The following is a 24,663-nucleotide window of genomic DNA, read 5'->3' as shown; positions in this document are numbered from 1 at the left end:
TCCTGCCATCAGTCCGCCCGCCTAGTGCGCCATCAGCACGGGGATCGTCATGCTTTGCAAGATCGTGCGCGTGACGCCGCCCAGGATGGTTTCGCGCAGGCGCGAATGTCCATACGCTCCCATCACCAGCAAGTCGGCCGACAGGTCGGCCGCCTGCGACAGCAGCGCTTCGCCGATATCGCCGCGCCGCACGCCACCGCCATCGAGCAAATGCAGCCGCGCTTCCACGCCGTGGCGCGCCAGGTAGTGCGTCAGTTCCGCGCCCGGCTGTTCGCCGTGCTCGGCGGCATGCACCTGGGCGTCGAAGATGGCCACGTGGACTTGTCCGGCGCGCTGCAGCAGGGGCAGGGCGGCGCTCACGGCGCGGCTCGCTTCCTTGCTGGCGTTCCAGGAAATGAGCACATTGCGCGCGGCCGCCGGCGGCGCCAGCCGGGGCAGCGGCGGCGCATACGGCACGATCAGCACGGGGCGGCCCGAATGCAGCAGCACGTACGCGGGAAAGTCGCGCATCACGGACGGCGATTTATCGCTGGCATTGTATTGGCTGATGACGACCAGGTCCGCATAGCGGGCCAGCAGGCTGATGCCGCCCGCCGCCTCGTCGTCGAGCACGCGCTGTTCGAACGAAGCGACGCCGGCCGCGCGCACCTGCGCCTCGAAACCGTCGAGGGCGCGCGTCGCCCGCTCGCGCAGAAAATTGAGGTGCAAGCTCAGGTTCGGGTCCGCATCGAGGTCGGGCTGGTTCTGGTACAGCAGGCGCGACACGCCCGTCAGCGCCACGCCCGTCAGGTGGCCGCCGCACGCCTGGGCGATGCTGGCCGCCGCGTCGATACGTGCGGCGCGCCCGGCGCTGTCGTCGATGTGGAGCAATACGGTCTTGTAGGTCATGGCCTGTCCTCTCGCTGTGCAGTAGTGGCCATTCTGGCACAGTCCCGGGTGCCGGCCGCGCACGACTGCGGCCGGTGCTTGTTGCCTCAGCTCATGGCGATGATGATGATGTCGGCGTCGCAGTTGCGGTAATGAATCACGATGACGATGACGCGCCGCAATTGCGCCGCCTTTTGCGCCACCTCCAGCATGGCGCGGCTGGCGCGGTTCTTCATCGTCACCTGCACTTGCGAGGCATCGCTGACGGGGATGCCCATGGCTTTCAGCGCCGCTTTCGGGTTGGCCATTAGGGCCAGCGCATGCTGTGGATCGAGCTCCGCCTGATGCACGGATTCCACGTCGCTCATGCCGGGATTGATATCGTTGAACAAGTCCCTCAATGCTTCTGTGTCGTCCTGGATTTCCATCGCGTTCTCCCTGTGAATCTTACCGTCAAGCAAAGTCCGCACGACTTGCCTGTCGAGGTGCCATCACCTCTCCAGGGAGTATAATTTTGATAATTGTCTCTGCATGGATGCAGCGCAGACGGACGCTGCAATACGCAGGCTCAGCCTTTGATCTGGCGCAATGCCCGCTTCAAAAGTGCCACCTACACTTGATCCCACGCAGAACAACCATAACAAGCGGGGAGAGACAGCAATGAAGGAACAAAAGGTAGCACTGGTCACGGGCGGCATGGGCGGCCTGGGCACGGCCTTGTGCCGGCGCCTGCATGCGGCGGGCTTTGCCGTCGTGGCCGCGCATACGCCGGGCAATGCGCGGGTGGGCAGCTGGCTCGACGAGCAGCAGACGCAGCAGTATTATTTCCACCCGCTGGCCGTCGACGTGAGCGATTTCGATGCCTGCAGCAAGGCCGTGGCAAGCGTGCTGGCAAAGTTCGGCCGCATCGACGTGCTGGTCAACAACGCCGGCATCACGCGCGACCAGAGCATGCGCAAGATGGAATTGCCGCACTGGTCCGAGGTCATGCGCACCAATCTCGACAGCCTGTTCAACATGAGCAAGCAAGTGCTCGAACCGATGCTGGCCAACCGCTGGGGCCGCATCATCAATATCTCGTCCGTCAATGGGCAGAAGGGCGCGTTTGGCCAGTGCAACTATGCGGCCGCCAAGGCGGGCGTGCACGGCTTCAGCAAGGCGCTGGCGCTGGAAGTGGCGCGCCACGGCATCACCGTCAACACGGTCTCGCCCGGCTACCTGCGCACGCAGATGGTGACGGCCGTGCCGGCCGATATCCTGGAAACGAAGATCCTGCCGCAGATTCCCCTGGGCCGCCTGGGCGAGCCGGACGAGGTGGCGGCCCTGGTCGCTTACCTGGCGTCCGACGAGGCGGCCTTCGTCACGGGCGCGAATATCGCCATCAATGGCGGGCAGCACATGAGTTAGGCAAGCTGGCAGCTTGCAGGAGGGCAATGGCAGTAGAGGAGACCCGTCCACCCAGCCGGCGCACAGAAGCTGGCGGGGGACGCAAGGCAGCAGCAAGGAAGGAAAGCAGGGGGCAGGGCAGCGATGCCTTGCCCTTTGTCATGATGCAACGGCTGGTGACATGCGGCACCGCTGCCCGGCCTAGCGCTGGGCTTTTTCCAGCCGCGTCTGGCAATCGATGCACAGGCGCGCTTCGGGACGCGCATTCAGGCGCGACAGGCCGATGGCTTCGCCGCAGTTGTCGCACAGGCCGTAGCTGCCGTCGGCAAACTTGGCCAGCGCGTGCTTGATGATGGCCAGCTGCGCCACGTTGTGTTCGGCCGCTTCGCTGACGAGGGCGTTCAAGGTGCGCACGCTGGCGTTGTCGGCCGGCGAGGCTTCGATTTCATTGAGCAGCGAGGCGCGCGCGTCCGCTTCGGCCGCTTCATTCTCGATCTGTTCCAGCAACGCCAGCTTGCGTTGCTCCAGCACGCCCTGCAGGCGCTGCAGCTGGTCTTGCGGCAATCCATTCATGGCCATCACCCGTTAAGAGTCTGTCCTATATGGTAGTCCAGGATGGGCGACTCTGCTTGCGCTACCACCCGCGCCGCGTTTGACGCGGCGCAGGCTGGCAGCGGCCGTTCTATGCTGGTTCTTTCAGGCAGTTGATCATCCAGGCGACGCCGAACTGGTCTTTCAGCATGCCGAAGCGCTTGGCCCAGAATGTTTCCGCCAGGGGCATCTGGATGGTGCCGTCACGCGCCAGCGCGTCGAAGGCCCGTTCCGCCTCTTCCGGCGTGTCGACGGTCAGGCAGATCGCGCTGCCGCTCATGCCCTTGGCGCCCTCGTCGCAGCCGCCGTCCGAGCCCATCAGCATGGTCGGCCCCAGTTGCACGGAGCCGTGCATGATCTTGTCGTACCAGTCTTCCTTGACTTGCTCCTGGGCCGGCGAGCCCCGATACGGCATCAGGCACAGGTCGCTGCCATGCAGGTGCTGGCGGTAATATTCCAGCGCTTGCGCGCAGTTTCCATCGAATTGCAAATACGGTTCGATACGCATGTTGGTCTCCTCTGGTCATCGTCCCGCAGGCACGATTGCCAGGCGGGGACGTCCCAGTATAGGCGCTTGCCAGCCGATTTCAATCAGTCCGGCGCCATCTCTTGCAGCCGCTCACGCACCTTGCCCAGGGCGCCGAGGATGCGCTCGGGATTGCCGGCGAGGACGGCGCTGCCCAGGTGCAACAAGCTCGTCGCCAGGCTGATCCAGTGCCGCACGTCGTCGTTGCGGGCGATGCGCAGGCGCACCGTGTCGAGCAGGCCGCTGAGCTGGCGCTGCGCCGTTTCCAGGCCCGCCACCGTGTGCCCGGCCGCATCGGCATACAGCTGGTTGGCTTGCTGGCGCAAGGCCACTTCCAGGGCGAAGACGGCTTGCGCCTGGCTCAGGCTGATGCCGTTTCCCCCCTGGCTGGCGCGCTTGCGGATGGCGCGCATGACGGCGCCGTGCAAGGTGACGGCCGCCTGCGACAGGCTGTCGGCCAATTGCTCGACGCGCATGGCACTGCTGAGAGCCGCTTCGCGGCGTTCGCTGCCTACCGATCCGTCCATCTTGCCTCCGTGGTGGTGAGGGCGGCGGCGAGCTGGGCGTGTTCGCGCCCCAGTGCCGCCAGTTGCCGGCGCGCCAGGGTATGGCGCAGGCCAGCCAGGCGGTATTCCTCGATCTTGCTTTGCTGCATGTTTTTCGCCAGCACGGCCAGCAGGCGCTGCTGCGGCGTGTCCGCATACGCGATTTCCACGTCGAGCAAGCCGAGCACCATGTCGCGCTCGTTATCGCCGCTCTTGTCGTACAGCGCCAGCAAGCTGTCGAGCGCGGCCAGCAGGGCTTGCAGCGGCGCATCGCCCTCGTGCAGCACTTGCGCCAGGTGCGCCTGCTGGCTGGCCGCGCCGCCCAGGCGCGATAGTTGCTGCAGCAACAAGGTGTAGGCGCTGACATGGCGGTCGTCGATGCCGCTGCCCGGCCAGGCGCGGATGGCGGCGCCGGCGCCGGCCAGTTCGGACTGCACGTCATACGCATCGGCATCGGCCAGCCGGCCCAGCGCCTGCAGGTACAGGCGCACGGCTTGCGCCAAACGCGCCACGTCCGCCTGCGCGGCGCGGCGCTGCGCATCGAGCAGGCGCTCGCGCGCGTCTTCGGCCGGCGACAGATAGGGGCGGGCGCGCTGGTAAGTGTCCACGTGGCGCTGCGCCAGTTCGTTGAAGGCGGTCAAGGCATCGGTGCCGGCAGCCAGGGCGCGCACTTGCGCCAGCTCGGGGCGCGCGGTGGCGCAGCCGCACAGCGCGGCAGCCAGGAAGAGGCTCAGGCAAAGGGCGCGGCGATGGCGGGCGGGCAGGGTGGACACGGCACCTCTCGACAGGAAATACTGTATGGAAAGGTATTGTCGTGCCGGCTTGCGCCGGCCGCCTTGTGCGGGCGCAAGCGCGCTGCGATCAGGCGCCCGGCGTGCCCGCTGTGCCCGTCAATTGCTCGCGCCAGCCCAGTCCCGCGACGGTGTCGCTGGCGGGGCGGTATTCGCAGCCGACCCAGCCTGCGTAGCCGACCTGGTCCAGCAGTTTGAACAGATGGCGGTAGTTGATCTCGCCCGTGCCCGGTTCGTGGCGGCCCGGCGTGTCGGCGATCTGGATGTGGCGGATCAGGGGCAGCAGGGCGCGGATGGTGTTGCTCAGTTCACCCTCCATGCGCTGCATGTGATAAATGTCGTATTGCAGGAAGACATTGCCGCGCTGGCAGTCGGCGATGATGTCGGCCGCCTGCTGGCTATGGTTCAGGAAGTAACCGGGCATGTCGTAGCGGTTGATCGGCTCGATCAGCACGTTGATGCCATGCGGACGGCATGCGTCGGCCGCATATTGCAGGTTGCCGATCAGGCTTTGCCGCGCCCGCTCCAGGCTCATGCCGGGCGGCACGATGCCGGCCATGCAGTGCAACTGCTTCGCCCCCAGCGCCAGCGCGTAATTGAGCGCCAGTTGCACGTTGCCGCGAAATTCTTCGCCCCGGCGCGGATCGCAGGCGATACCCCGCTCGCCGTGTTCCCAGTCGCCGGGCGGAAAGTTGAAGAGGGCCAGATGCAGCTGGTGGCGTTCCAGCCGCATGGCGATCTGCCGCGCCTCGACGGCATAGGGGAACAGGAATTCGACGGCATCGAAGCCCGCTTCCCTGGCGGCGGCAAAGCGGTCCAGGAAGGGCAGTTCGGTAAACATCATGCTGAGATTGGCAGCGAAGTTCGGCATGGCAGCACGCAGGTGAGGATGATGGGCACTATCCTAGCCCAAATCGGCAAATGGTGGCGTGCATAAAAAAACCGTCCCAGGAGCAAGTCCTGGAACGGTTTTTAGCGTTGCGTTCAATACATGGTTGAAAACCGTAGCGAGCGGGAGTGATATCGGTTCGAGTAGCACAGCCGTACTGAAGTACGGCGCGCAACGGAGAATCGATAGCGCCCCGCGCAGTAGGTTTGCAACCGTGTATTAACGGCCGCGGCCGCCGGAGCGATGGTTCGCCGCCGAACGCGGCGCATTGCCCGAACGGTTGCCGCCGCCACCGCCGCCCGTTGGGCCGGCGCTGCGTGGCTTGGCGCCGCTGCCACCCGTTTTCACGCGCACCACGGCGCCCGCTGGCGCGCGGCTGTTGTTGCGGTGACCACCGGTGCCGCTGCGCAGTTGCACAGGCTGGGCGCGGGCGTTCAGGTCCGGCTCGAAGCCTTCGATGACTTCGCGCGGCAGGGTTTGCTTGATCAGCTTTTCGATGTCTTTCAACATTTCGTGCTCATCCACGCAGACCAGCGACACGGCTTCGCCCTTGGCGCCGGCACGGCCCGTGCGGCCGATACGGTGCACATAGTCTTCCGGAATGTTCGGCAAGTCGTAGTTGACGACGTGCGGCAACTGGTCGATATCGATACCGCGCGCGGCGATGTCGGTGGCGACCAGCACTTGCAGGGTGCCATCCTTGAACTCGGACAGCGCGCGCGTGCGTGCCGACTGGCTCTTGTTGCCGTGGATGGCCAGGGCGCCGATGCCGTCCGCGCCCAGTTGCTCGACCAGTTTATTCGCGCCATGCTTGGTGCGCGTAAATACCAGCACTTGCGTCCAGTTGTTCGACTTGATCAGGTAGGACAGCATCGGGTGCTTCTTGTCGCGGTCGACGGGATGGATCTTTTGCTTGATCACTTCCACGGTCGAATTGCGGCGCGCCACTTCGATCATGGCCGGCTTGTTCAGCAAGCCGTCCGCCAGGGCCTTGATCTCTTCCGAGAACGTGGCCGAGAACAGCAGGTTCTGGCGTTTTGGCGGCAGCACGGCCAGCACTTTCTTGATGTCGCGGATGAAGCCCATGTCCAGCATGCGGTCGGCTTCGTCCAGGATCAGGATTTCCACTTTCGACAGGTCGACGGTGCCCTGGCCCATGTGGTCCAGCAAGCGGCCCGGCGTGGCGACGAGGATGTCGACGCCGTGTTTCAGTTGCTTGATTTGCGGGTTGATGCCGACGCCGCCGAAGATCACGGCCGAGTTCAATTTCGTGTACTTGCTGTAGGCGCGCACGCTTTCCTCGACCTGCGCGGCGAGTTCGCGCGTCGGTGCCAGGATCAGGGCGCGGATCGGGCGCGTCGAAGTGTTGCTGGTGATGGCCGCGCCATTGGCGTCGGTCGACAGGCGGTGCAGCACGGGCAGGGTGAAGCCGGCCGTCTTGCCGGTACCGGTTTGTGCGCCGGCCAGCAAGTCGCCGCCAGCCAGCACGGCGGGAATCGCCTGCGACTGGATCGGGGTCGGCACGGTGTAGCCGTGTTCGGTAACGGCACGTACGATAGCGTCGGACAATCCGAGGGAGGAAAAGGACATGGTAACTTTATTGTGAGATCGGCCTGTCGCCATCGTGGGGCGCCAGTCGCAGGCAATCAGATTAGGGGTCGAAAGACAGCGGCAAGGGGACTGGTCATATGTGCCGCACACGCGAAGTATAACAGCATGGCAAAAACGCGCCTGTTTTGTTTCAGGTTTGCAATGCCGCAAGTAAAGAAATATGCGGCAAGGGGGCGCTGCCCCGGCGTAAATCTGGGTAGAATTCCCGCCTGCACCCCTTGCGCGGGGGGATCGCCGCGCTGCCGGGGTTCTTGTTCCTGGAGGATACCATGCGCATTGCCGACCTTCGCATCGCCACCCGCCTGTACGGCGGCTTCGGCGCCATTGTCTTGCTGCTGGCCGTCCTGGTCGCAGTAGCCACCTTGAATTTCTCGAAACTGGCCGACGCCAACGCCATCAATACCCACACCTACCAGGTGCTCGGTGAAAATGACGCCATCCTGGAAAGCCTGATCAATATGGAAACGGGGCAGCGCGGCTACGTGATCACGGGCGCGGAGGCGTCGCTGGAACCCTACACCGTGGGCAAGACTTCGTTTCGCAGCCACCTCGACAAGACGCGCGCCTTGACCAGCGACAATCCTGTCCAGCAGCAGCGCCTGGCGAAACTCGATGCCGCCCAGCAAGCCTGGCTGGCCGGCGCGCTCGACCCGGTGATCGCGCTGCGGCGCGCCGTGGCGCAGGGCACGGCCCCCATCGAGCCCGTGCTGGCGCTGGAAAAAGAGGGCCGGGGCAAGTAGGGCATGGACGCCATGCGCGCGCTGCTGAAGGAAGTGGGCGATGCGGAAACGGCGCTGCTGGCGCAGCGTTCGCAGGCGCTGGCGGGCTTGCAGGCGCAGACGCGCTGGGTCTTGCTGGGCGGCGGCGCGGTGGCCGTGTTGCTGGCCGGCATGATCGCCATGTGGCTGGCCAGGAATATCAGCCGGCCCCTGCGTTCAGCCATCGAGGTGGCCAGGCAGGTGGCGCAAGGCGACTTGACGGTGCCGGTGGCGGTGGGCTCGAAGGATGAGACGGGCGAGTTGATGCAGGCCTTGCAGGACATGACGGCCAGCCTGCTGCGCATCGTCACCGAGGTGCGCAGCGGCACGCAAACCATCGCCACGGCCTCGCGCCAGATCGCTTCGGGCAACCTCGACCTGTCGGCGCGCACGGAACAGCAAGCCAGTTCGCTGGAAGAGACGGCGTCGTCGATGGAAGAACTGACGGGCACGGTCCAGCAGAATGCGCAGAACGCCCACGAAGCCAATGGCCTGGCCGCGTCGGCCGAGTCCGTGGCGGGCAAGGGCGGCGCGGTGGTGGCGCAGGTGGTCGACACCATGGGCTCGATCAACGATTCCTCGCGCAAGATCGTCGACATCATCGGCGTGATCGACGGCATCGCCTTCCAGACGAATATCCTGGCCTTGAACGCGGCCGTGGAAGCGGCCCGGGCGGGCGAGCAGGGGCGCGGCTTTGCCGTCGTCGCCACGGAAGTGCGCAACCTGGCACAACGCTCGGCCAGTGCCGCCAGGGAAATCAAGGCCCTCATCAACGATTCCGTGGCGCAGGTGGAAAGCGGCGCGCGCCTGGTCGACGAGGCGGGCCGCACGATGCACGAGATCGTCGACAGCGTGCACAAGGTCAGCAGCATCGTCGGGCATATCTCGGCCGCCAGCGACGAGCAGCGCTCCGGCATTGAGCAAGTCAACCGGGCCATCGGCCAGATGGACCAGGTGACGCAGCAAAATGCTGCGCTGGTGGAAGAGGCGGCCGCGGCGGCCGAAGCCATGCAGGAGCAGGCGGCCCGCCTGGCCGACGCCGTGGCCGTGTTCAAGACGGCGCAGGCGGCCGCCACGCCGGCGCTGGCGTCCCGTCCCGCCGCGCGCCGTCCAGTGCCGCTCAAGGCGGCGCGCGCCGCCGTCCGCCTGCCCGCCAAGGGGGCGGCGCCCCGTGCGCCGCAAGTTTCAGCCAGGAAACAGCGTCCGGAGGACGATGCGTGGGACGAGTTCTAGGGCGAGCGCCGCAAGCCTAGTCGTCGATTTCCGCGACGGCGTAGTCCACGCCCTGCGCATCGAGCCAGGCGCGCACGGCGTCCAGGCCGTGCCACGGTTCCGGGCGCAGGTACTGGCATACATACAGGCCGGCCTCCGTCAGCCTGGCGTCCGTGCCGGGCATGCCGTCGGCCGCCTGCGGCAGCGCCGCCAGCAGTTGTTCGATGTGCTGGCGCTGGCCGGCCGTCAGGCTGGCCGCGATCCTGAATTCAAATCCCATGTTTCCTCCGTGCGATTGGTTGCGGTGTGCTTATTTTATATCATCGAAAAAATCGAATATAGCTTGGCATTCTTTCCGTTTTTGTTTTCCTTTTTGTGCGTGCATACTGCCTATCACTGACACGCAACATGGCAGCGCAAGAAGGAAAGCGCAAGATTGTGCGGGCCGGATACCACTACTTTGATATTCAATTATTTTCACTGAGGAAAACATCATGCCTATCGCTACCGCCCAAGCCGCCCAAAAACTGCTGACCCCGAACGACCATACCCTGATCATGATCGACCACCAGTCGCAGATGGCGTTCGCCACGCGCTCCATCGACCTGGCCTTGCTGCGCAACAATGCGGCCCTGGTCGCCAAGGCTGCGGCGGAATTCAAGGTGCCGACGATCCTGACGACGGTGGCGGCCAAATCGTTCTCCGGCCCTATTTTTGACGAAATCCAGTCCGTCTTCCCGGAGCAGGCGCCGATCGACCGCACCAGCATGAATACCTGGGAAGATGCGCGCATCGCCGACAAGGTGAATGGCTACGGCAAGGGCAAGATCGTGCTGGCCGGCCTGTGGACGTCCGTGTGCATCGTCGGCCCCGCGCTGTCGGCGCTGGAGCAGGGCTTTGACGTGTACGTGATCGCCGACGCCAGCGGCGACGTCTCCGACGAAGCCCATGCGATGGCCATGCAGCGCATGATACAGGCGGGCGCGCAGCCGATGACGTCCGTGCAATACTTGCTGGAACTGCAGCGCGACTGGGCACGCGGCGAGACCTACAACGAGACGGTGGCGACGGCCGTGGCGCACGGTGGCGGCTATGGCCTGGGCTTGATCTACGCCAAATCCATGTTCAATGCCAGCGAAGGCCATTGAGATTTTATTGATATCGCGCCACCGCCGCCCGCCGGCGGGGGCGTATCCTTCACCTGAATCGGGAGTTCCCATGCATGCACACACGATCTTGCTCAATGGCCGTTTCCACACGGTCGACAGGGCGCAGCCGCTGGCGTCCGCCGTCGCCATCGCCGATGGCAAATTTCTCGCCGTGGGCGACGTCGAGGACGTGATGCGTCATCGCGGCCCCGCCACGCAAGTGATCGACCTGGCTGGCCGCACCGTGATTCCCGGCCTGAACGACTCGCATTTGCACCTGATCCGCGGCGGCTTGAACTACAACCTGGAATTGCGCTGGGAAGGGGTACCCTCGCTGGCCGATGCCTTGCGCATGCTCAAGGAACAGGCGCTGCGCACGCCGAACCCGCAGTGGGTGCGCGTGGTGGGCGGCTGGACGGAATTCCAGTTCGCGGAAAAGCGCATGCCGACCCTCGATGAAATCAACGCGGCCGCGCCCGACACGCCCGTCTTCATCCTGCACCTGTACGACCGCGCCCTGCTGAACCGCGCCGCCCTGCGCGCCGTCGGCTACGACAAGAACACGCCGAACCCGCCCGGCGGCGAAATCGTGCGCGACGCTGCCGGCAACCCGACCGGCCTGCTGATCGCCCGGCCGAACGCCATGATCTTATATGCGACCCTGGCGAAAGGCCCGACCCTGCCGCGCGAATTGCAAGTGAACTCCACGCGCCAGTTCATGCGCGAACTCAACCGTCTGGGTATCACCAGCGCCATCGACGCGGGCGGCGGCTTCCAGAACTATCCCGAGGATTACGCCGTCGTCGACGAGCTGGCGCAAAAGGAGCAGCTGACCATCCGCATCGCCTACAACCTGTTCACGCAGAACAAGGGCGCCGAATTGCAGGACTTCCAGAAGTGGACGGGCATGGTCAAGCCCGGCGACGGCACGGACTTTTACCGCCACAACGGCGCCGGAGAGATGCTGGTGTTTTCCGCCGCCGACTTCGAGGATTTCCTCGAACCGCGCCCGGAGCTGGCGGCCGGCATGGAAGACGAGCTGGAAAAGGTCGTGCGCCACCTGGTCGAGCAGCGCTGGCCGTTCCGCCTGCACGCCACCTATGACGAATCGATCGGCCGCATGCTCGACGTGTTCGAAAAGGTCAACCGCGACACGCCGTTCGGCGGCTTGCACTGGCTGTTCGACCACGCGGAAACCATCAGCCCGAAAAATATCGACCGGGTCAAGGCGCTTGGCGGCGGCCTGGCCATCCAGCACCGCATGGCCTTCCAGGGCGAGTACTTCGTCGAGCGCTATGGGGCCGAGGCGGCGAAGGCCACGCCGCCCGTGCAGCGCATGCTGGACGCGGGCGTGCCCGTGGGCGGCGGCACGGACGCCACGCGCGTGGCCAGCTACAACCCGTGGACGGCGCTGTACTGGCTCGTCTCGGGGCGCACCGTGGGCGGCCTGGCCCTGACGGATGCGGCGGGGCGCCTGTCGCGCGACACGGCGCTGGAACTGTGGACGGCGGGCAGCGCCTGGTTTTCCAGCGAGCAAGGCAAGAAGGGGCGCATCCGCGAGGGCATGCTGGCCGACCTGTCCGTGCTGTCGGCCGATTATTTCACGGTGCCGGAAGAGGCGATCAAGTCCATCGAATCCGTGCTGACCATGGTGGGCGGCAGGGTCGTCTACGGCCAGGCGGAATTCACGACCCTGGCGCCGCCTCCGATTCCCGTGCTGCCCGAGTGGTCGCCCGTGCGCGCGGTGCCGGGCCATTACCGGCCCGTGGCCAGGCCGGCGCAGGCGGCCATGCCGCACCAGTGCGCGGGCGCCTGCGGCGTGCACGCCCACGCCCACGACCGGGCGCGCAAGTCGGCCGTGCCGATCAGCGATTTTTCCGGCTTCTGGGGCACGCTGGGTTGCAGCTGCTTCGCTTTCTAGTAGAGGACAGAGCCATGCGCTACAAGAAAGTCATCCTGGGCCTGCTGCTGGCCTTTGTCGTGGGATTCGTCTGCCAGCTGGCGCACATCCCCGTGCCGGCGCCGCCCGTGCTGGGCGCCGCGCTGCTGGTGTTCCTGACCAGCTGCGGCTACTGGCTCACGGGCCTGTATTTGCAGCGCCGTGAAACGCAAGGGGAGGCGCCATGAATGTCATGCTGGCAGGATCGGTACTGGGATTGCTGGTGGGGGCCGTGTGCCGCTGGTTCGACCTGCCGTCGCCCACGCCGCCCACGCCCACCGGCGCGGCGATGGTGGTGGCCATGACCCTGGGTTTTGTCGTGGCGGGGCAGTGGCAGGGTTAGGCGCTTATTTGGACAGGCGCAGAATGGCCGAGGCGAGCCGGGTGAAGCAGGGACTCAGGTCGCTGTCGCTGGCCGCATAGCAATACAGGCCCACGGGTTCGGCCGGCTTGCGGCAAGCCGCTTTCGCATCGGTGGTATTGGCCAGGCAGCGCAGCAAGTCTTCGCCCAGCTCGTTGTCCGGCCCTTCCTTGGTTTTCAGCGATGCGCCCATGCCCAGGGTAAAGACGAAAATGCCTTCCTGGCGCGCCTTGGCCGCCATCGCTTCGACCAGGTTGCGCGAGGCGCGGTGCACATTCGTCCATTGCGCCTGCGCCGTAGCGGTGGACGCGGTCACGACGCGGGGCGAGTTGGTGACGATGGGAAACTCACGCAGCGCCGCGTCATTCGTCGCGTTATACCATGCGGGAAGCGCGGTGATCTGGCTGGCGGCGCAATCGCCGTATTGGAGCGAGTCGCTCACTTTCATCCTGTACAGGCCCGCCAATGCCGGGTTTTGCAGTTTCGGAAAGGTGGCGAGGCCGCCTGCGTCCTTGCATTTGTTGTCCTTGTTGGGGAAGTACGAGGAAAACGCCGCCGGCGAACCGTCGGAGAAAAACACGATGACGCGCAGGCTGGAGCGGTCGACCTGCGCGATATCGTTCAGCTGCTTGCGCGCCTGGAACATGCCGGCGGACGAGTTGGTGCCGCCGACAAAGGCGAATTGATCGATCTTTCCACCTTTCATGGTCATGCCGCCGCGGTCGAAACCGCGGTCGATCTGCCTGATCGGGACGTCGATTTGCGCTTCCGAGGCGAAGTGCAGCAAGCCGACCCGGTCGACCGTGGCGTTGAACTTGTTCAGGAAGGACTTGCCCGCCGCCCGCACGGCGTCCGCATTGTGTTCCAGCGAACGCGACGTATCCATCACCAGCACCATGTCCAGGTCCTTGCGGATGGTTTGCGCGCTGGCGGCCACGTCCAGGGTCTTGAAGCCGAGTACGCCCATCAGCGAGACGGGCAGCGAGGCGCTGGCCGAGACGTCGATGGTGACGGTACCCTTGTCGAACGTGACGTCGACGGGATGGAGGGTCGGCGTCGACAGCAGGAAGTGGTCCGGATAATTGACGTCAAAAAAATCCTTTGCCGACTGGCGCGCCCTGGTCCGCTGTTCCTCTTCCGAGTTGCCCGCGGTGACGCCGCGCGCCGCCGCCAGGCTGGCCGAGTCGACGGCCGCGTTGAGCTTGGCCTTGACGAAGTAGCCGAGGGCCGAATCGATGGCCAGGCCCACGGAGGCGATCAGGACGACGGCCGACAGCGCCACCATGACCAGGACTTGCCCGCCTTGCCGCTTGTGTGGAATGCGCATCAGAATACCGTCATCGAAGTCAGGTTGGGCGCCAGCACGGGCGTCGTGCTGTTGCCAAATTTCAATGTGCCGAACAGCATGTCGAAATTGTAGAAAGTTTCCACGGCGTAAATCAGTTCGCCGTCGCCCAGCTGGTTCTGCAGCAATGACACCGTGGGGGCGTATTCGTCCTTGGCGATGCCGGTGCACGTGCCATCGCGCCAGCTGCCGCATTGCCACACCTGGCTGGCGGGCAGGTAGCCGCTGGCCTTCGCGCCGGCGTCCCAGCGGTATTGTTCCAGCACGATATTGCGCAAGCCGCTCTGCGCCGTGTAACCCATGATCTTGGTGATGTAGATCATGCCGCGCCCGTGCATGTCCAGCGGCGGCGTGCTGGCGGCCAGCGCATTCATGATGCCCTGGCTGGAGCCGCTCAGGTCGGACGTGGCGCGCGCGGACAGGTTGGCGCCTTCGCGGCTGATATTGAGCAGGATGGTCTTGGCCTGGATGGCGCGCGACAGGTCGGCCAGCATGAACAGCAGCAAGGCCAGCAAGGGCAGCACGATGGCAAATTCGATGGCGGCGATGCCGCGCGCGGCGCGGCGCGGAAAACGGGGAGTGGGCGCGCGCATCACAGGCCGCCAAAGCTTTCATTGCGCATGGTGGCCGCCACCACGAAATGCGCCTGGCCATCGCGGAACAGGGCACGGATCATGGGCGTGGCAAACGCCCAGCGGCAATCGACGGAAATGACGACGATATCGCCGGCCTGGCCGAACATGGCGGCGCCTACCGCATCGCTGCCGTTGACGGAGATCACGGGGCTGACCTTGTCATACATGCCCATGGAGCTGTCGCGTATTTTTTGCATGACGGCGTGGTAGCGCTGCTGGTTGGCGCTGTCGGGGTCGAGGTCCTTGGCCCCCGTGACGGCATAGCGCGCCCCTTCGCGCACCGCGTGCTGCATGGTCATATTGGCAAAATAAGCCATGCTCAATTCAATGATGCCGATTATCAGCATGAGAAAGACCGGTGTTATCAGGGCCAATTCGACCAGGGTGGCGCCACCCTGTCCGCTTTGCTTGCGGAATATGCGGGAATCGGCCTGTTTTAAGCGCATGGGAATAATCCGGTTAAGTTCCGCGATGACGAATGTCGGGCGGATGGCATTGCGCCATTTGACTGGCAATTATTCTATATCGATTTTCAAGGGTGTGTCCGCCATTTAAATTATTACAGGTCAAGATAATCACAATTAACTGCGTTATTTCAAACGTGCCGGCCCCGTCGCTACAGGGCCGGGAGTAATATGCGCGGGTATGAAAACAGGCCTGGTGTCAGGATTGTCCTGCGTGCAGGCAAGGACTTGTTTTGCAAGGTGATGCAACAAAAATGCTGCAATGTAAGCAACAGCAGCGGTGGCAGCAGCGATGGCGCGCCCGTGGCGCACCCGCCCTGGCCACGCTGCCCATCCATCGGCTCACGCCCGCTATGCGGCGACCGCTGCCCTGGGGCACGCACCGCGTTGGCGCGTGCCGGCCCAAGGCCTCTTCCTTTGTGCCCCCATGACTTCTTTCCCCCGCGTGCGGCAGCAGAAGGCGCGCGCGGACGAGGCAGGCAAGCCGATTCGGATCAACAGCATTCCCCGATGGGAGTGGGCTACAAGTAAAGAGGTAAAGCATGTCAACAAACAATGTCATACGCGTCATGCTGGTGTCGGACCACAAGACCTGGCTGTGGGGCCTGGAGCAGTTGCTCGCCGGCGCCCAGCCGCCGATGCAGGTGGTGGCCAGCTCCACCGAGATCGACAGCGCGCTGCTGCTGGCGCGCACCCTGTGTCCCGACGTCATCGTGCTCGACGCCGATCTTGGCTGCGGCGGCGCCTGCGCCATCGATTATCTGCCGCAGCTGCTGGGCAATGGCGTGTCGCGCGCATTGCTGTTCAGCGGCACGCAGGACCAGGCCGCCTGCGGGCGCGCCGTGCGCAGCGGCGCGCGCGCCGTGGTGGGCAAGGAAACGCCCGTCAAGCAAATGCTCGACGCCATCGCCCGCCTGCATCACGGCGAATTGTGCCTGGATCCGGCGCTGCTCGACAGCATGCTGGGCGTGCTGAACAAGCCGGAAGCGGCGCCCGACCCGGAAGAGCAGCGCATCGCCAGGCTGACGCTGAAGGAGCGCAAGATCGTGGCCATGATGGTGGAAGGAAATGGTGCGCTGAACCGTGCGATCGCCCAGCGCGCTTTTATCTCGGAGCAAACCTTGCGTAATCATTTGACATCGATCTACAGCAAGCTCGATGTCACCAACCGCCTGGAATTATATGTGTACGCCACCCGCAACCGGCTGGCCGAACCCGTCCATGCGGAGTGACAGTACATATGTCCTGATTATAGACAAAAAATTAAGATGGTTTGTACTGCGCATAAAATGACTTTTCTCTGATTCGATTTAATGTTTGTTTATATAAAATACACGCATCAGAAATTGGCAAATAAAAACAAAGAGAATGTTTTTATTTTCAGACTGTATTTTCAGTTTTTATCATGTTTAAAACTTGACCTGAAAGGGAATAATATGAATTTCATTAAAAACTTTATCGCCGAAGAAGATGGCGTGACGGCCATCGAATATGCGCTGATCGCTGCGCTGGTGGCTGCGGCGCTGGTCACGGCCGTCGGCTATTTCACCACCGGCCTCGATGGCGCCTTCAAGGCGATCGGCACCAAGCTGACGGGCGCGGCGATCTAAGGCGCCTGCCCACCGCGCTGCACCCCGACAGGCCGGCTGCCCCTGCGCACCGGCCTGTCGACTTCCCGCCCAACGATGCGCATGCCGTCATGCCATCGGCTTGCATCAGGTACACGATGGACCCTCATTCTTTCTGGACGTTCAGCCCCGCCTTAGTCTTGTGGGGGCTGCTTGCCGCGGCTGTCTGGCATGACGTGCGCCGCCGGCGCATTCCCAACCGGCTGGTGTTTTCCGGCGCCTTGCTTGGGGTGCTGCTCAACAGCGTGGCCTGGCCCGGAGCGGCGCCGGCCGGGCCGTGGCTGGCGCTGGGCGGCCTGGCCGTCGGCCTGGGCTTGCTGCTGCCCATGCATGCGATGAAGGCGCTGGGCGCGGGCGACGTCAAGCTGATGGCGATGGTGGGGGCTTTTCTTGGCCCGCGCCCCGCCGTGTTTGCCGTGCTGTGCAGCCTGCTGGCGGGCGGCGTGCTGGCGCTGGCCGTCGCCCTGTGCCAGGGCACGCTGCGCCAGGCGATGAGCAATGCCCGGCAATTGCTGCTGCAAGGCTGGCTGCGCGCCGCCGCAGGCGAAGTGCCGCGGGTCGATGCGCCCGCCGTGCCGGGCGGCAAACTGCCGTACGCGATCGCCATTGCCGCCGGCACCGCCATCTGGCTGGCCCTGGCGGCCGGCGGCTATGCATGATGTGCTTGTCCGGAAACCCAAGTTTTACCAAGAGGAAAAATCATGAGAAATAGCCGCGTTGCGATCGTGCTGCTGCTGGCGCTGCTGATGGCGGGGGGCGCCGTGCTGGCGGCGGCGCGCTGGATGTCGGGACAAGGCGCGCCGGCCAGCCAGACGGTGATGGTCGCGCTGGTCGATATCGGCGTGGGCGCGAAGGTGACGCCAGCCATGCTGCGCGGCATGGACTGGCCGGCGGGCGCCATGCCGCCGGGGGCGTTTGGCGAGGCCGGCGCGCTGGACGGGCGCATCACGCGCACGGCCGTCAGCAAGGGCGAGCCTGTGCTGGAAAGCAAGCTCGCGCCGCCCGGCGCCACCGGCGGCCTGTCGGCCATCGTGGCTGCTGGCAAGCGCGCCATGACCGTGCGCGTCAACGACGTGGTGGGCGTGGCCGGTTTCGCCCTGCCGGGCAACTTCGTCGACATTCTCGTGCATACGCAGGATGACCGCGCCAGGCCGGCGGGCGGCGGGCCGCTGGCCATTTCCAAGATCGTGCTGGAACGCATCCTGGTGCTGGCCGTGGCGCAAGAGTCCGGCCGCGACGACAACAAGCCCAAGGTGGTCAATGCCGTGACCCTGGAGCTGACGCCGGAGCAGGTGGAAAAGCTGGACCTGGCGCGCAGCGTGGGCAGTCTGTCGCTGGTGCTGCGCAACCAGGTCGATCCGGCGCCCGTCACCACGGGCGGCGCCACCAAGGAGTCGCTGCTGGAACTGAAGGCGCCGGCGGCCGCGCCGGTGCGCGCGGCGCGGCGCCAGGCGGCCTCCCCACGCGCTCCAGCGCGCGACAGCATCACCGTCATCAAGGGCATGGATACGAGCGTCCAGCAATTTTAAAAATCAGCAGGCAAGCGAGCAAGGATGATCGATGAACAAATTTCGTAAGCACGCCGCGAGTGCGGGCATGCGCCTGGCCCTGACGCTGGGCGGCGCGGCGGCAAGCCTGGCCTGGCCAAGCGGCGCCAGCGCGGCGGCGCCGGCCAGGCAGGCCGTCATGTCGCCCGTCGCGGCGCCGGCCATGTCGCTGGGCGCCGATATCGCCCGCCTGGGCGCGCCCGTGCGCATCGCCGTGGGCAAGTCCACCTTGCGCAGCCTGAGCCTGCCGGTGTCGCAGATCGCCGTCAACGATCCGCGGGTGGCCGGCGCCAGGATGCTGGGCTCGTCCAGCCAGCTGTTCGTCTGGGGCCTGGCCCCGGGCAGCACCAACCTGATCCTGTGGGACCGGCAGCAGCGCCCCGTGATCGTCGATATTGAAGTCGAGATCGATGTCGAGGGCTTGCAGGCGCAGCTGGCCTATGTCTTCCCTGGCGAGCGCGCCGTCAAGGCCGGCGCGGCCGGCGGCAGCATCGTGCTGTCGGGGCAGGTGAGCGACAGCGTCAAGGCCAGCCAGATCCTGGACATGGCGCAAGCCTATGCGCAGCGCGGCGCCGGCGAAGCGGCAGCGCCGGCCGACGGCGCCGCCAGCGCGGCCGGCGGCGTCAAGGTCATCAACATGCTGACGATCGCGGCGCCGCAACAGGTCATGCTGGAAGTGAAAATCGCCGAAGTGTCGAAGACGCTGGTCGACCAGCTGGGCGCCAGCGTGGGCATCAGCGGCACGCGCGGCAACTGGAGCTACGGCTTGCTGTCGAACCTGCTCAGCGGCAACCCCAGCCAGCTGGGCGCCGTGCACGGCAAGAATGGCAACGGGCTGACGCTCGACGCGCAAAAGCGCGACGGCCTGGTGAAGGTGCTGGCCGAACCGAACATCATGGCCATCAGTGGCCAGGAAGCCAGTTTCCTGGCGGGCGGCAAGATTTTCATTCCGGTCGCGCAAGACAGCACCACCAACAAGATCACGCTGGAGGAAAAGGAATTCGGCATCGCCGTCAAGTTCACGCCCACCGTGCTGGAGGGCGGGCGCATCAACCTGAAGGTGGCGCCGGAAGTGTCGGAGCTGAACCGCGAAGGCATCGGCATCACCACCGGCGGGGGCGCCGCCGCCAATGCCGTGCTGCCGGCCTTTACCACGCGGCGCACCACCACCACGGTGCAGCTGTTCGACGGCCAGAGTTTTGCCGTGGGCGGTTTGATCAAGAACAATGTGACGACCAATATCAAGGCGTTGCCCTTCCTGGGCGAGATTCCCGTGCTGGGCGCGCTGTTCCGCAGCAGCGATTTCCAGACGGACCGTACCGAGCTGGTGTTCATCATCACGCCGCACCTCGTCAAGCCGCTCGACGGCACGCTCGACGGCGATATCGTCTTGCCGACCGACGCCTATGTGGCGCCCAGCCGCGGCGAGTTCTTCTTGCAAGGAAAAATGGAAGGCGCTGGCGCGCCACGGCCACGGCAGGAAGCGGCCACGCAGACGGCGCCCGCCGGCCCGGACACTCACTAGGAGCATTTCATGCAGCATTCCCTTTCCCTCTCTGTGCTGCTGGCCGCCCTGGCCGCCAGCGGCTGCGCCGCTACGCCGAACCTGGACCGCCAGTTCGGCCACAGCGTCGAGCAGCTGCGCCTGCGGCAAGTGCTGTCGCCGCAGGCGGGCGCGAACCGCGATCCCGTGGCCGGCATGGACGGCAAGGCCGCCCAGGCCGCCTACGCGGCGTACCAGAAAAGCTTTGCCGCACCCGCGCCGCAAGGGGCCGCCTTCACCATCGGCGTCGGGGCGCGCCAGTGAAGCTGGCACCGTCACCACAGAACCAGCAAGGCATATCGTGAAAATCGCCATCCATTCCACGGATCAAAAAACCCTGTCCGAACTGGGGCGGCTGCTGCGCAGCCGCAACCGGCTCGACGAGATCAACGCGGGCGGCGAAACGCTGGAACCGCTGCAGGCGGCGCAATCGCTGCCCGACGTGCTGATCTTCGACCGCCCGTCGAACGACGGCGCCGACCTGGCCGCCATCGAGCGCCTCAGCAACCAGCATCCGCGCATGGCCTTCATCGTGCTGTGCCACCAGCAGGCGCCTGAATTCCTGCTGCAAGCCATGCGCGCGGGCGTGCGCGACGTGCTGCCGTTTCCCGCCGCGCCGGCCAGCCTGTATGCGGCGCTCGAACGCATCGAGGAAAAGCTGGAGCGGCGCGAGCATGGCAACGGCAAGGTGCTGGCCTTCATCTCCTGCAAGGGCGGCAGCGGCGCCACCTTCATCGCCAGCAACCTCGGTTATGCGCTGGCCGCCGGCGGCCAGCAGCGCGTTGCCCTGATCGACATGAACCTGCATTTTGGCGACGCCTCGCTCTTCGTGTCCGAGAACAAGCCGCTGGCCACGCTGTCCGACGTCACGCGCGATATCCACCGGCTCGACGCCTCGTTCCTGGCATCGAGCATGCTGCACATCCTGCCCAACTACAGCGTGCTGGCCGCGCCCGAGGATCCGGCGCACGCCAGCGAAGTGGCGCCCGAGCACATCGACGCCGTCATCCGGCAAGCCAGGCGCCAGTACGATTTCATCGTGCTCGACGTGGGCCGCAACCTCGACGCCGTCAGCGTGCGCGCGCTGGACCACGCCGACATGATCTTCCCCGTCCTGCAGGCGACCTTGCCGTATATCCGCGACGGCAAGCGCCTGCTGGGCATGTTCCGCTCGCTCGAATACGCGAAGGACAAGGTGCATATCATCGTCAACCGCCACGACAAGGGCGGCGAAATCCGCCTGCGCGACCTGGAAGCGGCGTACGGCACGGCGGTCTACCGCACCGTGCCGAATCACTACGCCTCGGCGGCCGCCTCGGTCAACCAGGGCGTGCCTATCCTGCAGCTCGACAAGGCCAGCCCAATCACCCGCTCGCTGCAGGAGTTCGCCGCCAGCCTGGCCGGCGGCGCGGCCAGCACGGCGCGCCAGGGTTGGCTCGGCCGCGTCCTGCGGCGCGCTTGATCCAGGCGCTTGCCCCCCATCCCAGAACAGGAGCATTTCATGGCTACTTCCCCCATCGCCGCCTTGTCCATCCGCGAACGGCTCGGCAGCGCCAAGATCGCCGCGCTCGCGCCGCAACGCATGGCCGTCATCGACAACCACGGCTACCGCGACCTCAAGCTGCGCATCCATGGGCTGCTGCTCGAACGGGTCGACCTGGAAAGCATGCAGCGCCTGTCGCAGGAGCGCATCCGCGAAGAATTGCGCGGCCTGGTCGAGCGCCTGCTGGACGAAGAGGCGGTGGTCATCAACGACGCCGAGCGCCGTAGCCTGACGCGCGACATCCAGCACGAGATGCTGGGCTTCGGGCCGCTTGAAACGCTGCTCGCCGATGCCAGTGTGTCGGACATCCTGGTCAACGGCCACAAGCAGGTGTATGTGGAGCGCGGCGGCCGCCTGGAGCTGACCGACGTCAGCTTCGACGACGATGCCCATCTGATGAAGATCATCGACAAGATCGTCTCGCGCGTGGGCCGCCGCATCGACGAATCGAGCCCCATGGTCGATGCGCGCCTGCCCGACGGTTCGCGCGTCAACGCCATCATCCCGCCGCTGGCCATCGACGGCCCCGTGATGTCGATCCGGCGGTTTTCCGTCGATCCCCTGCGCCTGGCCGACCTGGTCGCCTACCACAGCATGACGGCCGAGATGGCCGAGGTGCTGCAGGGCCTGGGCAAGGCGAAGATGAATATCCTCATTTCCGGCGGCACGGGCAGCGGCAAGACCACCATGCTGAACGTGATTTCCGGCTTTATCGGCCAGACGGAACGCATCGTCACGGTGGAAGATGCGGCCGAGCTGCAATTGCAGCAGCCGCACGTGGTGCGCCTGGAAACGCGGCCCGCGAACATCGAAGGCAAGGGGGAAGTGAGCCAGCGCGCGCTGGTGCGCAATGCGCTGCGCATGCGCCCGGACCGCATCATCCTGGGCGAGGTGCGCGGCGCCGAGGCGCTCGACATGCTGGGCGCCATGAACACGGGCCATGAAGGCTCGATGGCCACCATCCACGCCAATACGCCGCGCGACGCCATCACGCGGCTGGAAAACATGATCAGCATGGCGGCGGCCAACCTGCCCAGCAAGGCCATCCGGCAGCAGATCAGCTCGGCCGTGTCGGTGGTGGTGCAAGTGTCGCGCCTGATCGACGGCAAGCGCAAGGTCACGTCGATCCAGGAAATCACGGGCATGGAAGGGGAAGTCATCACGATGCAGGAAATTTTCAGTTTCCGGCAGACGGGCGTGGCCGAGGGCGGCGCGGTGGTCGGGCATTTCTCGGCCAGCGGCATCCGCCCGCGCTTCCTCGATCGCCTGAACAGCTTTGGCATCGGCGTGTCGGCCGCCCTGTTCGAACCCACCGCGGCGGGGCGCTGACCGGCCATGCTTTCCTACCTTGTCTATCTGTTCCTTTTCCTGGCCGTGCTGCTGCTGGTGGCTGGCGCCTGGCTGGCGTGGCAAGCGGCGCGGGGAGCGGGCGCGGCGCGGGTGGCGCGGCGCCTGCAAGCCATGTACACGGCCAGCGATGGCGAACAGGCGCTGTCGATCACCAAGCAGCGCCCGCTGAGCGCCCATCCCTTGCTGCACGGCGTGCTGGAAGGCTTGCCCGGCGCGCGGCGCCTCGACCAGCTGCTGTTGCAGGCGGGCATGCGCTGGTTCGTGGCCACTTTTCTGGGCTATTGCCTGCTGGGCGGGACGGCCGGCCTGCTGCTGGCCGGCGCGCTGCCGCTGCCATGGTATGTGCGCCTGGGCCTGGGCGCGGGCGGCGCCGCGCTGCCGTATCTGCTGGTGCGCCGCGCCAGGAGCAAGCGGCTGGTGCGCATCGAGCAGCAACTGCCGGACGCGCTCGACCTGATGAGCCGCGCCATGCGCGCCGGCCATGCCTTTCCCACCGCGCTGAAAATGGTGGGCGAGGAAATGACGGGACCGCTGGCCGACGAATTCCGCGCCGTGTTCGACGAAGTCAGTTTCGGTGTCGCCATGGCCGATGCGCTGGGCAACCTGGCCGCGCGCGTGCCCAGCACGGACTTGCGCTATTTCGTCATCGCCGTGCTGATCCAGCGCGAAACGGGCGGCAACCTGACTGAATTGCTGAGCAGCATCAGCGCCATCATCCGCGACCGCCTGAAATTGCTGGGCCAGGTGCGCGTGCTGTCGGCCGAAGGGCGCATGTCGGCCTGGGTCCTGGGTTTGTTGCCATTCGGCGCGGCGTTGATGATGCATTTGATGAATCCGCAGTTTATTGCCGTGCTGTACACGGATGGGGGCGGGCGCAAGATGGTTGGAGTATCGCTGGGCTTGCTGATGCTGGGTGTGATCTGCATCAGAAGAATTATCAATATCCGGGTGTAAGATGAAAGAACAGACACGATGAGCACGATGAGTACGGCGCAGCTGGCCTTGCTGGGCCTGCTGTTCCTGATTGTTTTCGCGCTGGCCTTGCTGGTGTTGCGCCTGTGCACGGGCAGTGCCGTGCAGGAGCGGCTGCAGGCGCTGGGCGATGCGGGCGCCGGCGGCGACAGCGGGCGCCATGCCAGGCGGCGCTGGCTGGCGCACGCCGTCAGCCTGACGCGCCCGCTGGCCAGGCTGTCGCTGCCGGACGAGGGCTGGGAAAGTTCGCCCATCCGCAGCCGCTTCGTCCATGCCGGCTGGCGCAGCCAGGCCGCGCCTGCGCTGTTTTACGCGGCCAAGACAGGCTTGTTCGTGGGCTTGCCGCTGCTGGCGTATTTTCTGCTGCGCCAGGGCGGACACAATATGCTGTTGTGGCTGGTCGCGGCCGCCGCCCTCGGTTACTACCTGCCCAATGCCTGGCTGTCGCACTGCCTGAAACAGCGTCAGCGCGAAGTGTTCGAAACCTTTCCCGATGCGCTGGACCTGATGACGGTGTGTGTCGAAGCGGGGCTGGCGATGGATGCGGCGCTGGCGCGCGTGGCGCAGGAAATCGGCTTGAAAAGCGCCGTCCTGGCCGAAGAGCTGCAACTGGTGACCTTGGAATTGCGCGCCGGCAGCGCCAAGGACAAGGCCTTGCGCAACCTGGCCCTGCGCACGGGAGTGGAAGACGTGGACGCGCTGGTGACACTGCTGATCCAGGCCGAGCGCTTCGGCACGAGCATCGCCGCGTCGCTGCGCGTGCAGTCCGACCAGCTGCGCACCAAGCGGCGCCAGCGGGCCGAGGAAACGGCGGCAAGGATCGCCCTCAAGCTGCTGTTTCCGTTGATCTTTTTCATCTTCCCGTCGCTGATGGTCGTGCTGATGGGGCCGGCGTTCCTGCAGATCTACCGCGTGCTGCTGCCGGCCATGCGCGGCAGCTGAAGACTGGCCGGGGCGAAAAAAAAGCTGCCGGAGTCGCCTCCGGCAGCTTTTTTACGTCAGACCGCGCCTG

The 24,663-nt window shown here is 65.5% G+C and carries 27 protein-coding genes and 1 pseudogene; 16 read left to right on the top strand and 12 right to left on the bottom strand.

Going from position 1 to position 24,663, the window contains the following annotated elements:
- Window positions 1-21: 21 nt before the first annotated feature.
- A complete protein-coding gene (locus O3301_RS25990; RefSeq protein ID WP_251350762.1) occupies window positions 22-888 on the bottom strand; it encodes a universal stress protein in 867 nt (288 codons plus the stop codon).
- Window positions 889-974: 86 nt separating this feature from the next.
- Window positions 975-1,295 (bottom strand): hypothetical protein, encoded by a 321-nt coding sequence (locus O3301_RS25985; RefSeq protein WP_150130844.1) that lies wholly within the window; start codon window positions 1,293-1,295, stop codon window positions 975-977.
- 232 nt (window positions 1,296-1,527) lie between these two features.
- On the opposite strand from O3301_RS25985, the gene phbB reads away from it, so the two are divergent.
- Complete coding sequence (gene phbB, locus O3301_RS25980) at window positions 1,528-2,274, top strand: acetoacetyl-CoA reductase (protein WP_305057872.1); 747 nt, start codon at window positions 1,528-1,530, stop codon at window positions 2,272-2,274.
- A gap of 180 nt (window positions 2,275-2,454) precedes the next feature.
- Here the strand turns inward: phbB and O3301_RS25975 are convergent, their stop codons facing one another.
- The 6 genes from O3301_RS25975 to O3301_RS25950 form a co-directional block, all read right to left on the bottom strand.
- Window positions 2,455-2,826 (bottom strand): TraR/DksA family transcriptional regulator, encoded by a 372-nt coding sequence (locus O3301_RS25975; protein ID WP_251350759.1) that lies wholly within the window; start codon window positions 2,824-2,826, stop codon window positions 2,455-2,457.
- A 109-nt stretch (window positions 2,827-2,935) separates the two neighbouring features.
- Complete coding sequence (locus O3301_RS25970; RefSeq protein ID WP_289899228.1) at window positions 2,936-3,352, bottom strand: VOC family protein; 417 nt, start codon at window positions 3,350-3,352, stop codon at window positions 2,936-2,938.
- Window positions 3,353-3,435: 83 nt separating this feature from the next.
- Complete coding sequence (locus O3301_RS25965; protein ID WP_099664860.1) at window positions 3,436-3,897, bottom strand: hypothetical protein; 462 nt, start codon at window positions 3,895-3,897, stop codon at window positions 3,436-3,438.
- The gene (locus O3301_RS25960) at window positions 3,882-4,688 is read right to left on the bottom strand and encodes a hypothetical protein (RefSeq protein WP_305057871.1); all 807 of its coding nucleotides are present in this window, start codon (window positions 4,686-4,688) and stop codon (window positions 3,882-3,884) included. Before O3301_RS25960 ends, O3301_RS25965 begins: the two co-directional genes overlap by 16 nt.
- Before the next feature lie 88 nt (window positions 4,689-4,776).
- Complete coding sequence (gene otnI / locus O3301_RS25955) at window positions 4,777-5,577, bottom strand: 2-oxo-tetronate isomerase (RefSeq protein ID WP_305057870.1); 801 nt, start codon at window positions 5,575-5,577, stop codon at window positions 4,777-4,779.
- A 237-nt stretch (window positions 5,578-5,814) separates the two neighbouring features.
- Window positions 5,815-7,185, bottom strand: a complete 1,371-nt coding sequence (locus O3301_RS25950) for a DEAD/DEAH box helicase (protein WP_305057869.1) — start codon at window positions 7,183-7,185, stop codon at window positions 5,815-5,817.
- Window positions 7,186-7,475: 290 nt separating this feature from the next.
- Between O3301_RS25950 and O3301_RS25945 the strand changes: the two are divergent.
- Window positions 7,476-9,197, top strand: a pseudogene (locus O3301_RS25945) (methyl-accepting chemotaxis protein).
- A 16-nt stretch (window positions 9,198-9,213) separates the two neighbouring features.
- Here the strand turns inward: O3301_RS25945 and O3301_RS25940 are convergent.
- Entirely contained in the window at window positions 9,214-9,456 is a 243-nt protein-coding gene (locus O3301_RS25940; RefSeq protein WP_305057868.1) for a hypothetical protein, read from the bottom strand.
- 214 nt (window positions 9,457-9,670) lie between these two features.
- On the opposite strand from O3301_RS25940, the gene O3301_RS25935 reads away from it, so the two are divergent.
- From O3301_RS25935 to O3301_RS25920, 4 genes are all read left to right on the top strand, one after another.
- Window positions 9,671-10,324, top strand: coding sequence for a hydrolase (locus tag O3301_RS25935; protein ID WP_251350751.1), 654 nt, complete (start codon window positions 9,671-9,673; stop codon window positions 10,322-10,324).
- Window positions 10,325-10,394: 70 nt separating this feature from the next.
- Entirely contained in the window at window positions 10,395-12,245 is a 1,851-nt protein-coding gene (locus O3301_RS25930) for an amidohydrolase (RefSeq protein WP_305057867.1), read from the top strand.
- Window positions 12,246-12,259: 14 nt separating this feature from the next.
- Window positions 12,260-12,451 carry a DUF1427 family protein gene (locus tag O3301_RS25925; protein WP_099664848.1) on the top strand — a complete coding sequence of 64 codons (192 nt, stop codon included), beginning with the start codon at window positions 12,260-12,262 and terminating at the stop codon, window positions 12,449-12,451.
- Window positions 12,448-12,606 carry a XapX domain-containing protein gene (locus O3301_RS25920; protein WP_077401676.1) on the top strand — a complete coding sequence of 53 codons (159 nt, stop codon included), beginning with the start codon at window positions 12,448-12,450 and terminating at the stop codon, window positions 12,604-12,606. The genes O3301_RS25925 and O3301_RS25920 overlap by 4 nt, the downstream gene beginning before the upstream one ends.
- 4 nt (window positions 12,607-12,610) lie before the next feature.
- On the opposite strand, the gene O3301_RS25915 is transcribed toward O3301_RS25920, so the two are convergent.
- Genes O3301_RS25915 through O3301_RS25905 form a run of 3 tightly spaced genes read right to left on the bottom strand, consistent with a single transcriptional unit; the run spans window position 12,611 to window position 15,050 of the window.
- Window positions 12,611-13,951 carry a VWA domain-containing protein gene (locus O3301_RS25915; RefSeq protein WP_305057866.1) on the bottom strand — a complete coding sequence of 447 codons (1,341 nt, stop codon included), beginning with the start codon at window positions 13,949-13,951 and terminating at the stop codon, window positions 12,611-12,613.
- Window positions 13,951-14,562, bottom strand: a complete 612-nt coding sequence (locus O3301_RS25910; protein ID WP_305057865.1) for a TadE/TadG family type IV pilus assembly protein — start codon at window positions 14,560-14,562, stop codon at window positions 13,951-13,953. Before O3301_RS25910 ends, O3301_RS25915 begins: the two co-directional genes overlap by 1 nt.
- On the bottom strand, window positions 14,562-15,050 hold the full coding sequence (locus O3301_RS25905; protein ID WP_251351861.1) for a TadE family protein: 489 nt from the start codon (window positions 15,048-15,050) through the stop codon (window positions 14,562-14,564). The genes O3301_RS25910 and O3301_RS25905 overlap by 1 nt, the downstream gene beginning before the upstream one ends.
- 560 nt (window positions 15,051-15,610) lie before the next feature.
- On the opposite strand from O3301_RS25905, the gene O3301_RS25900 reads away from it, so the two are divergent.
- The 10 genes from O3301_RS25900 (at window position 15,611) to O3301_RS25855 (ending at window position 24,593) form a co-directional block, all read left to right on the top strand.
- Window positions 15,611-16,300: a response regulator transcription factor gene (locus O3301_RS25900; RefSeq protein WP_305057864.1), complete on the top strand. Its 690-nt coding sequence runs from the start codon at window positions 15,611-15,613 to the stop codon at window positions 16,298-16,300.
- Window positions 16,301-16,504: 204 nt separating this feature from the next.
- The gene (locus O3301_RS25895; RefSeq protein WP_071650303.1) at window positions 16,505-16,678 is read left to right on the top strand and encodes a Flp family type IVb pilin; all 174 of its coding nucleotides are present in this window, start codon (window positions 16,505-16,507) and stop codon (window positions 16,676-16,678) included.
- Between the two features lie 116 nt (window positions 16,679-16,794).
- Window positions 16,795-17,355 (top strand): prepilin peptidase, encoded by a 561-nt coding sequence (locus O3301_RS25890; protein ID WP_305057863.1) that lies wholly within the window; start codon window positions 16,795-16,797, stop codon window positions 17,353-17,355.
- 42 nt (window positions 17,356-17,397) lie between these two features.
- Window positions 17,398-18,225, top strand: a complete 828-nt coding sequence (cpaB, locus tag O3301_RS25885) for a Flp pilus assembly protein CpaB (RefSeq protein ID WP_289919159.1) — start codon at window positions 17,398-17,400, stop codon at window positions 18,223-18,225.
- A gap of 31 nt (window positions 18,226-18,256) precedes the next feature.
- Window positions 18,257-19,768: a type II and III secretion system protein family protein gene (locus O3301_RS25880; RefSeq protein ID WP_305057862.1), complete on the top strand. Its 1,512-nt coding sequence runs from the start codon at window positions 18,257-18,259 to the stop codon at window positions 19,766-19,768.
- A gap of 9 nt (window positions 19,769-19,777) precedes the next feature.
- Window positions 19,778-20,050, top strand: a complete 273-nt coding sequence (locus O3301_RS25875; RefSeq protein ID WP_305057861.1) for a hypothetical protein — start codon at window positions 19,778-19,780, stop codon at window positions 20,048-20,050.
- Between the two features lie 37 nt (window positions 20,051-20,087).
- Complete coding sequence (locus O3301_RS25870) at window positions 20,088-21,248, top strand: AAA family ATPase (RefSeq protein ID WP_077401700.1); 1,161 nt, start codon at window positions 20,088-20,090, stop codon at window positions 21,246-21,248.
- A gap of 63 nt (window positions 21,249-21,311) precedes the next feature.
- Window positions 21,312-22,658, top strand: a complete 1,347-nt coding sequence (locus O3301_RS25865; RefSeq protein WP_369812245.1) for a CpaF family protein — start codon at window positions 21,312-21,314, stop codon at window positions 22,656-22,658.
- 6 nt (window positions 22,659-22,664) lie between these two features.
- Window positions 22,665-23,633 (top strand): type II secretion system F family protein, encoded by a 969-nt coding sequence (locus O3301_RS25860; protein ID WP_289899214.1) that lies wholly within the window; start codon window positions 22,665-22,667, stop codon window positions 23,631-23,633.
- An 18-nt stretch (window positions 23,634-23,651) separates the two neighbouring features.
- Window positions 23,652-24,593, top strand: coding sequence for a type II secretion system F family protein (locus tag O3301_RS25855; RefSeq protein ID WP_369811608.1), 942 nt, complete (start codon window positions 23,652-23,654; stop codon window positions 24,591-24,593).
- The last annotated feature ends 70 nt before the right edge of the window (window positions 24,594-24,663 follow it).

The sequence above is a fragment of the Janthinobacterium sp. SUN211 genome (assembly GCF_030587315.1).
In the GTDB taxonomy this organism is placed as follows: Bacteria; Pseudomonadota; Gammaproteobacteria; order Burkholderiales; family Burkholderiaceae_D; genus Janthinobacterium; species Janthinobacterium kumbetense.
The sequence above is the reverse complement of the archived record's forward strand: the minus strand, read 5'-3'. Positions and strand labels throughout refer to the sequence as shown.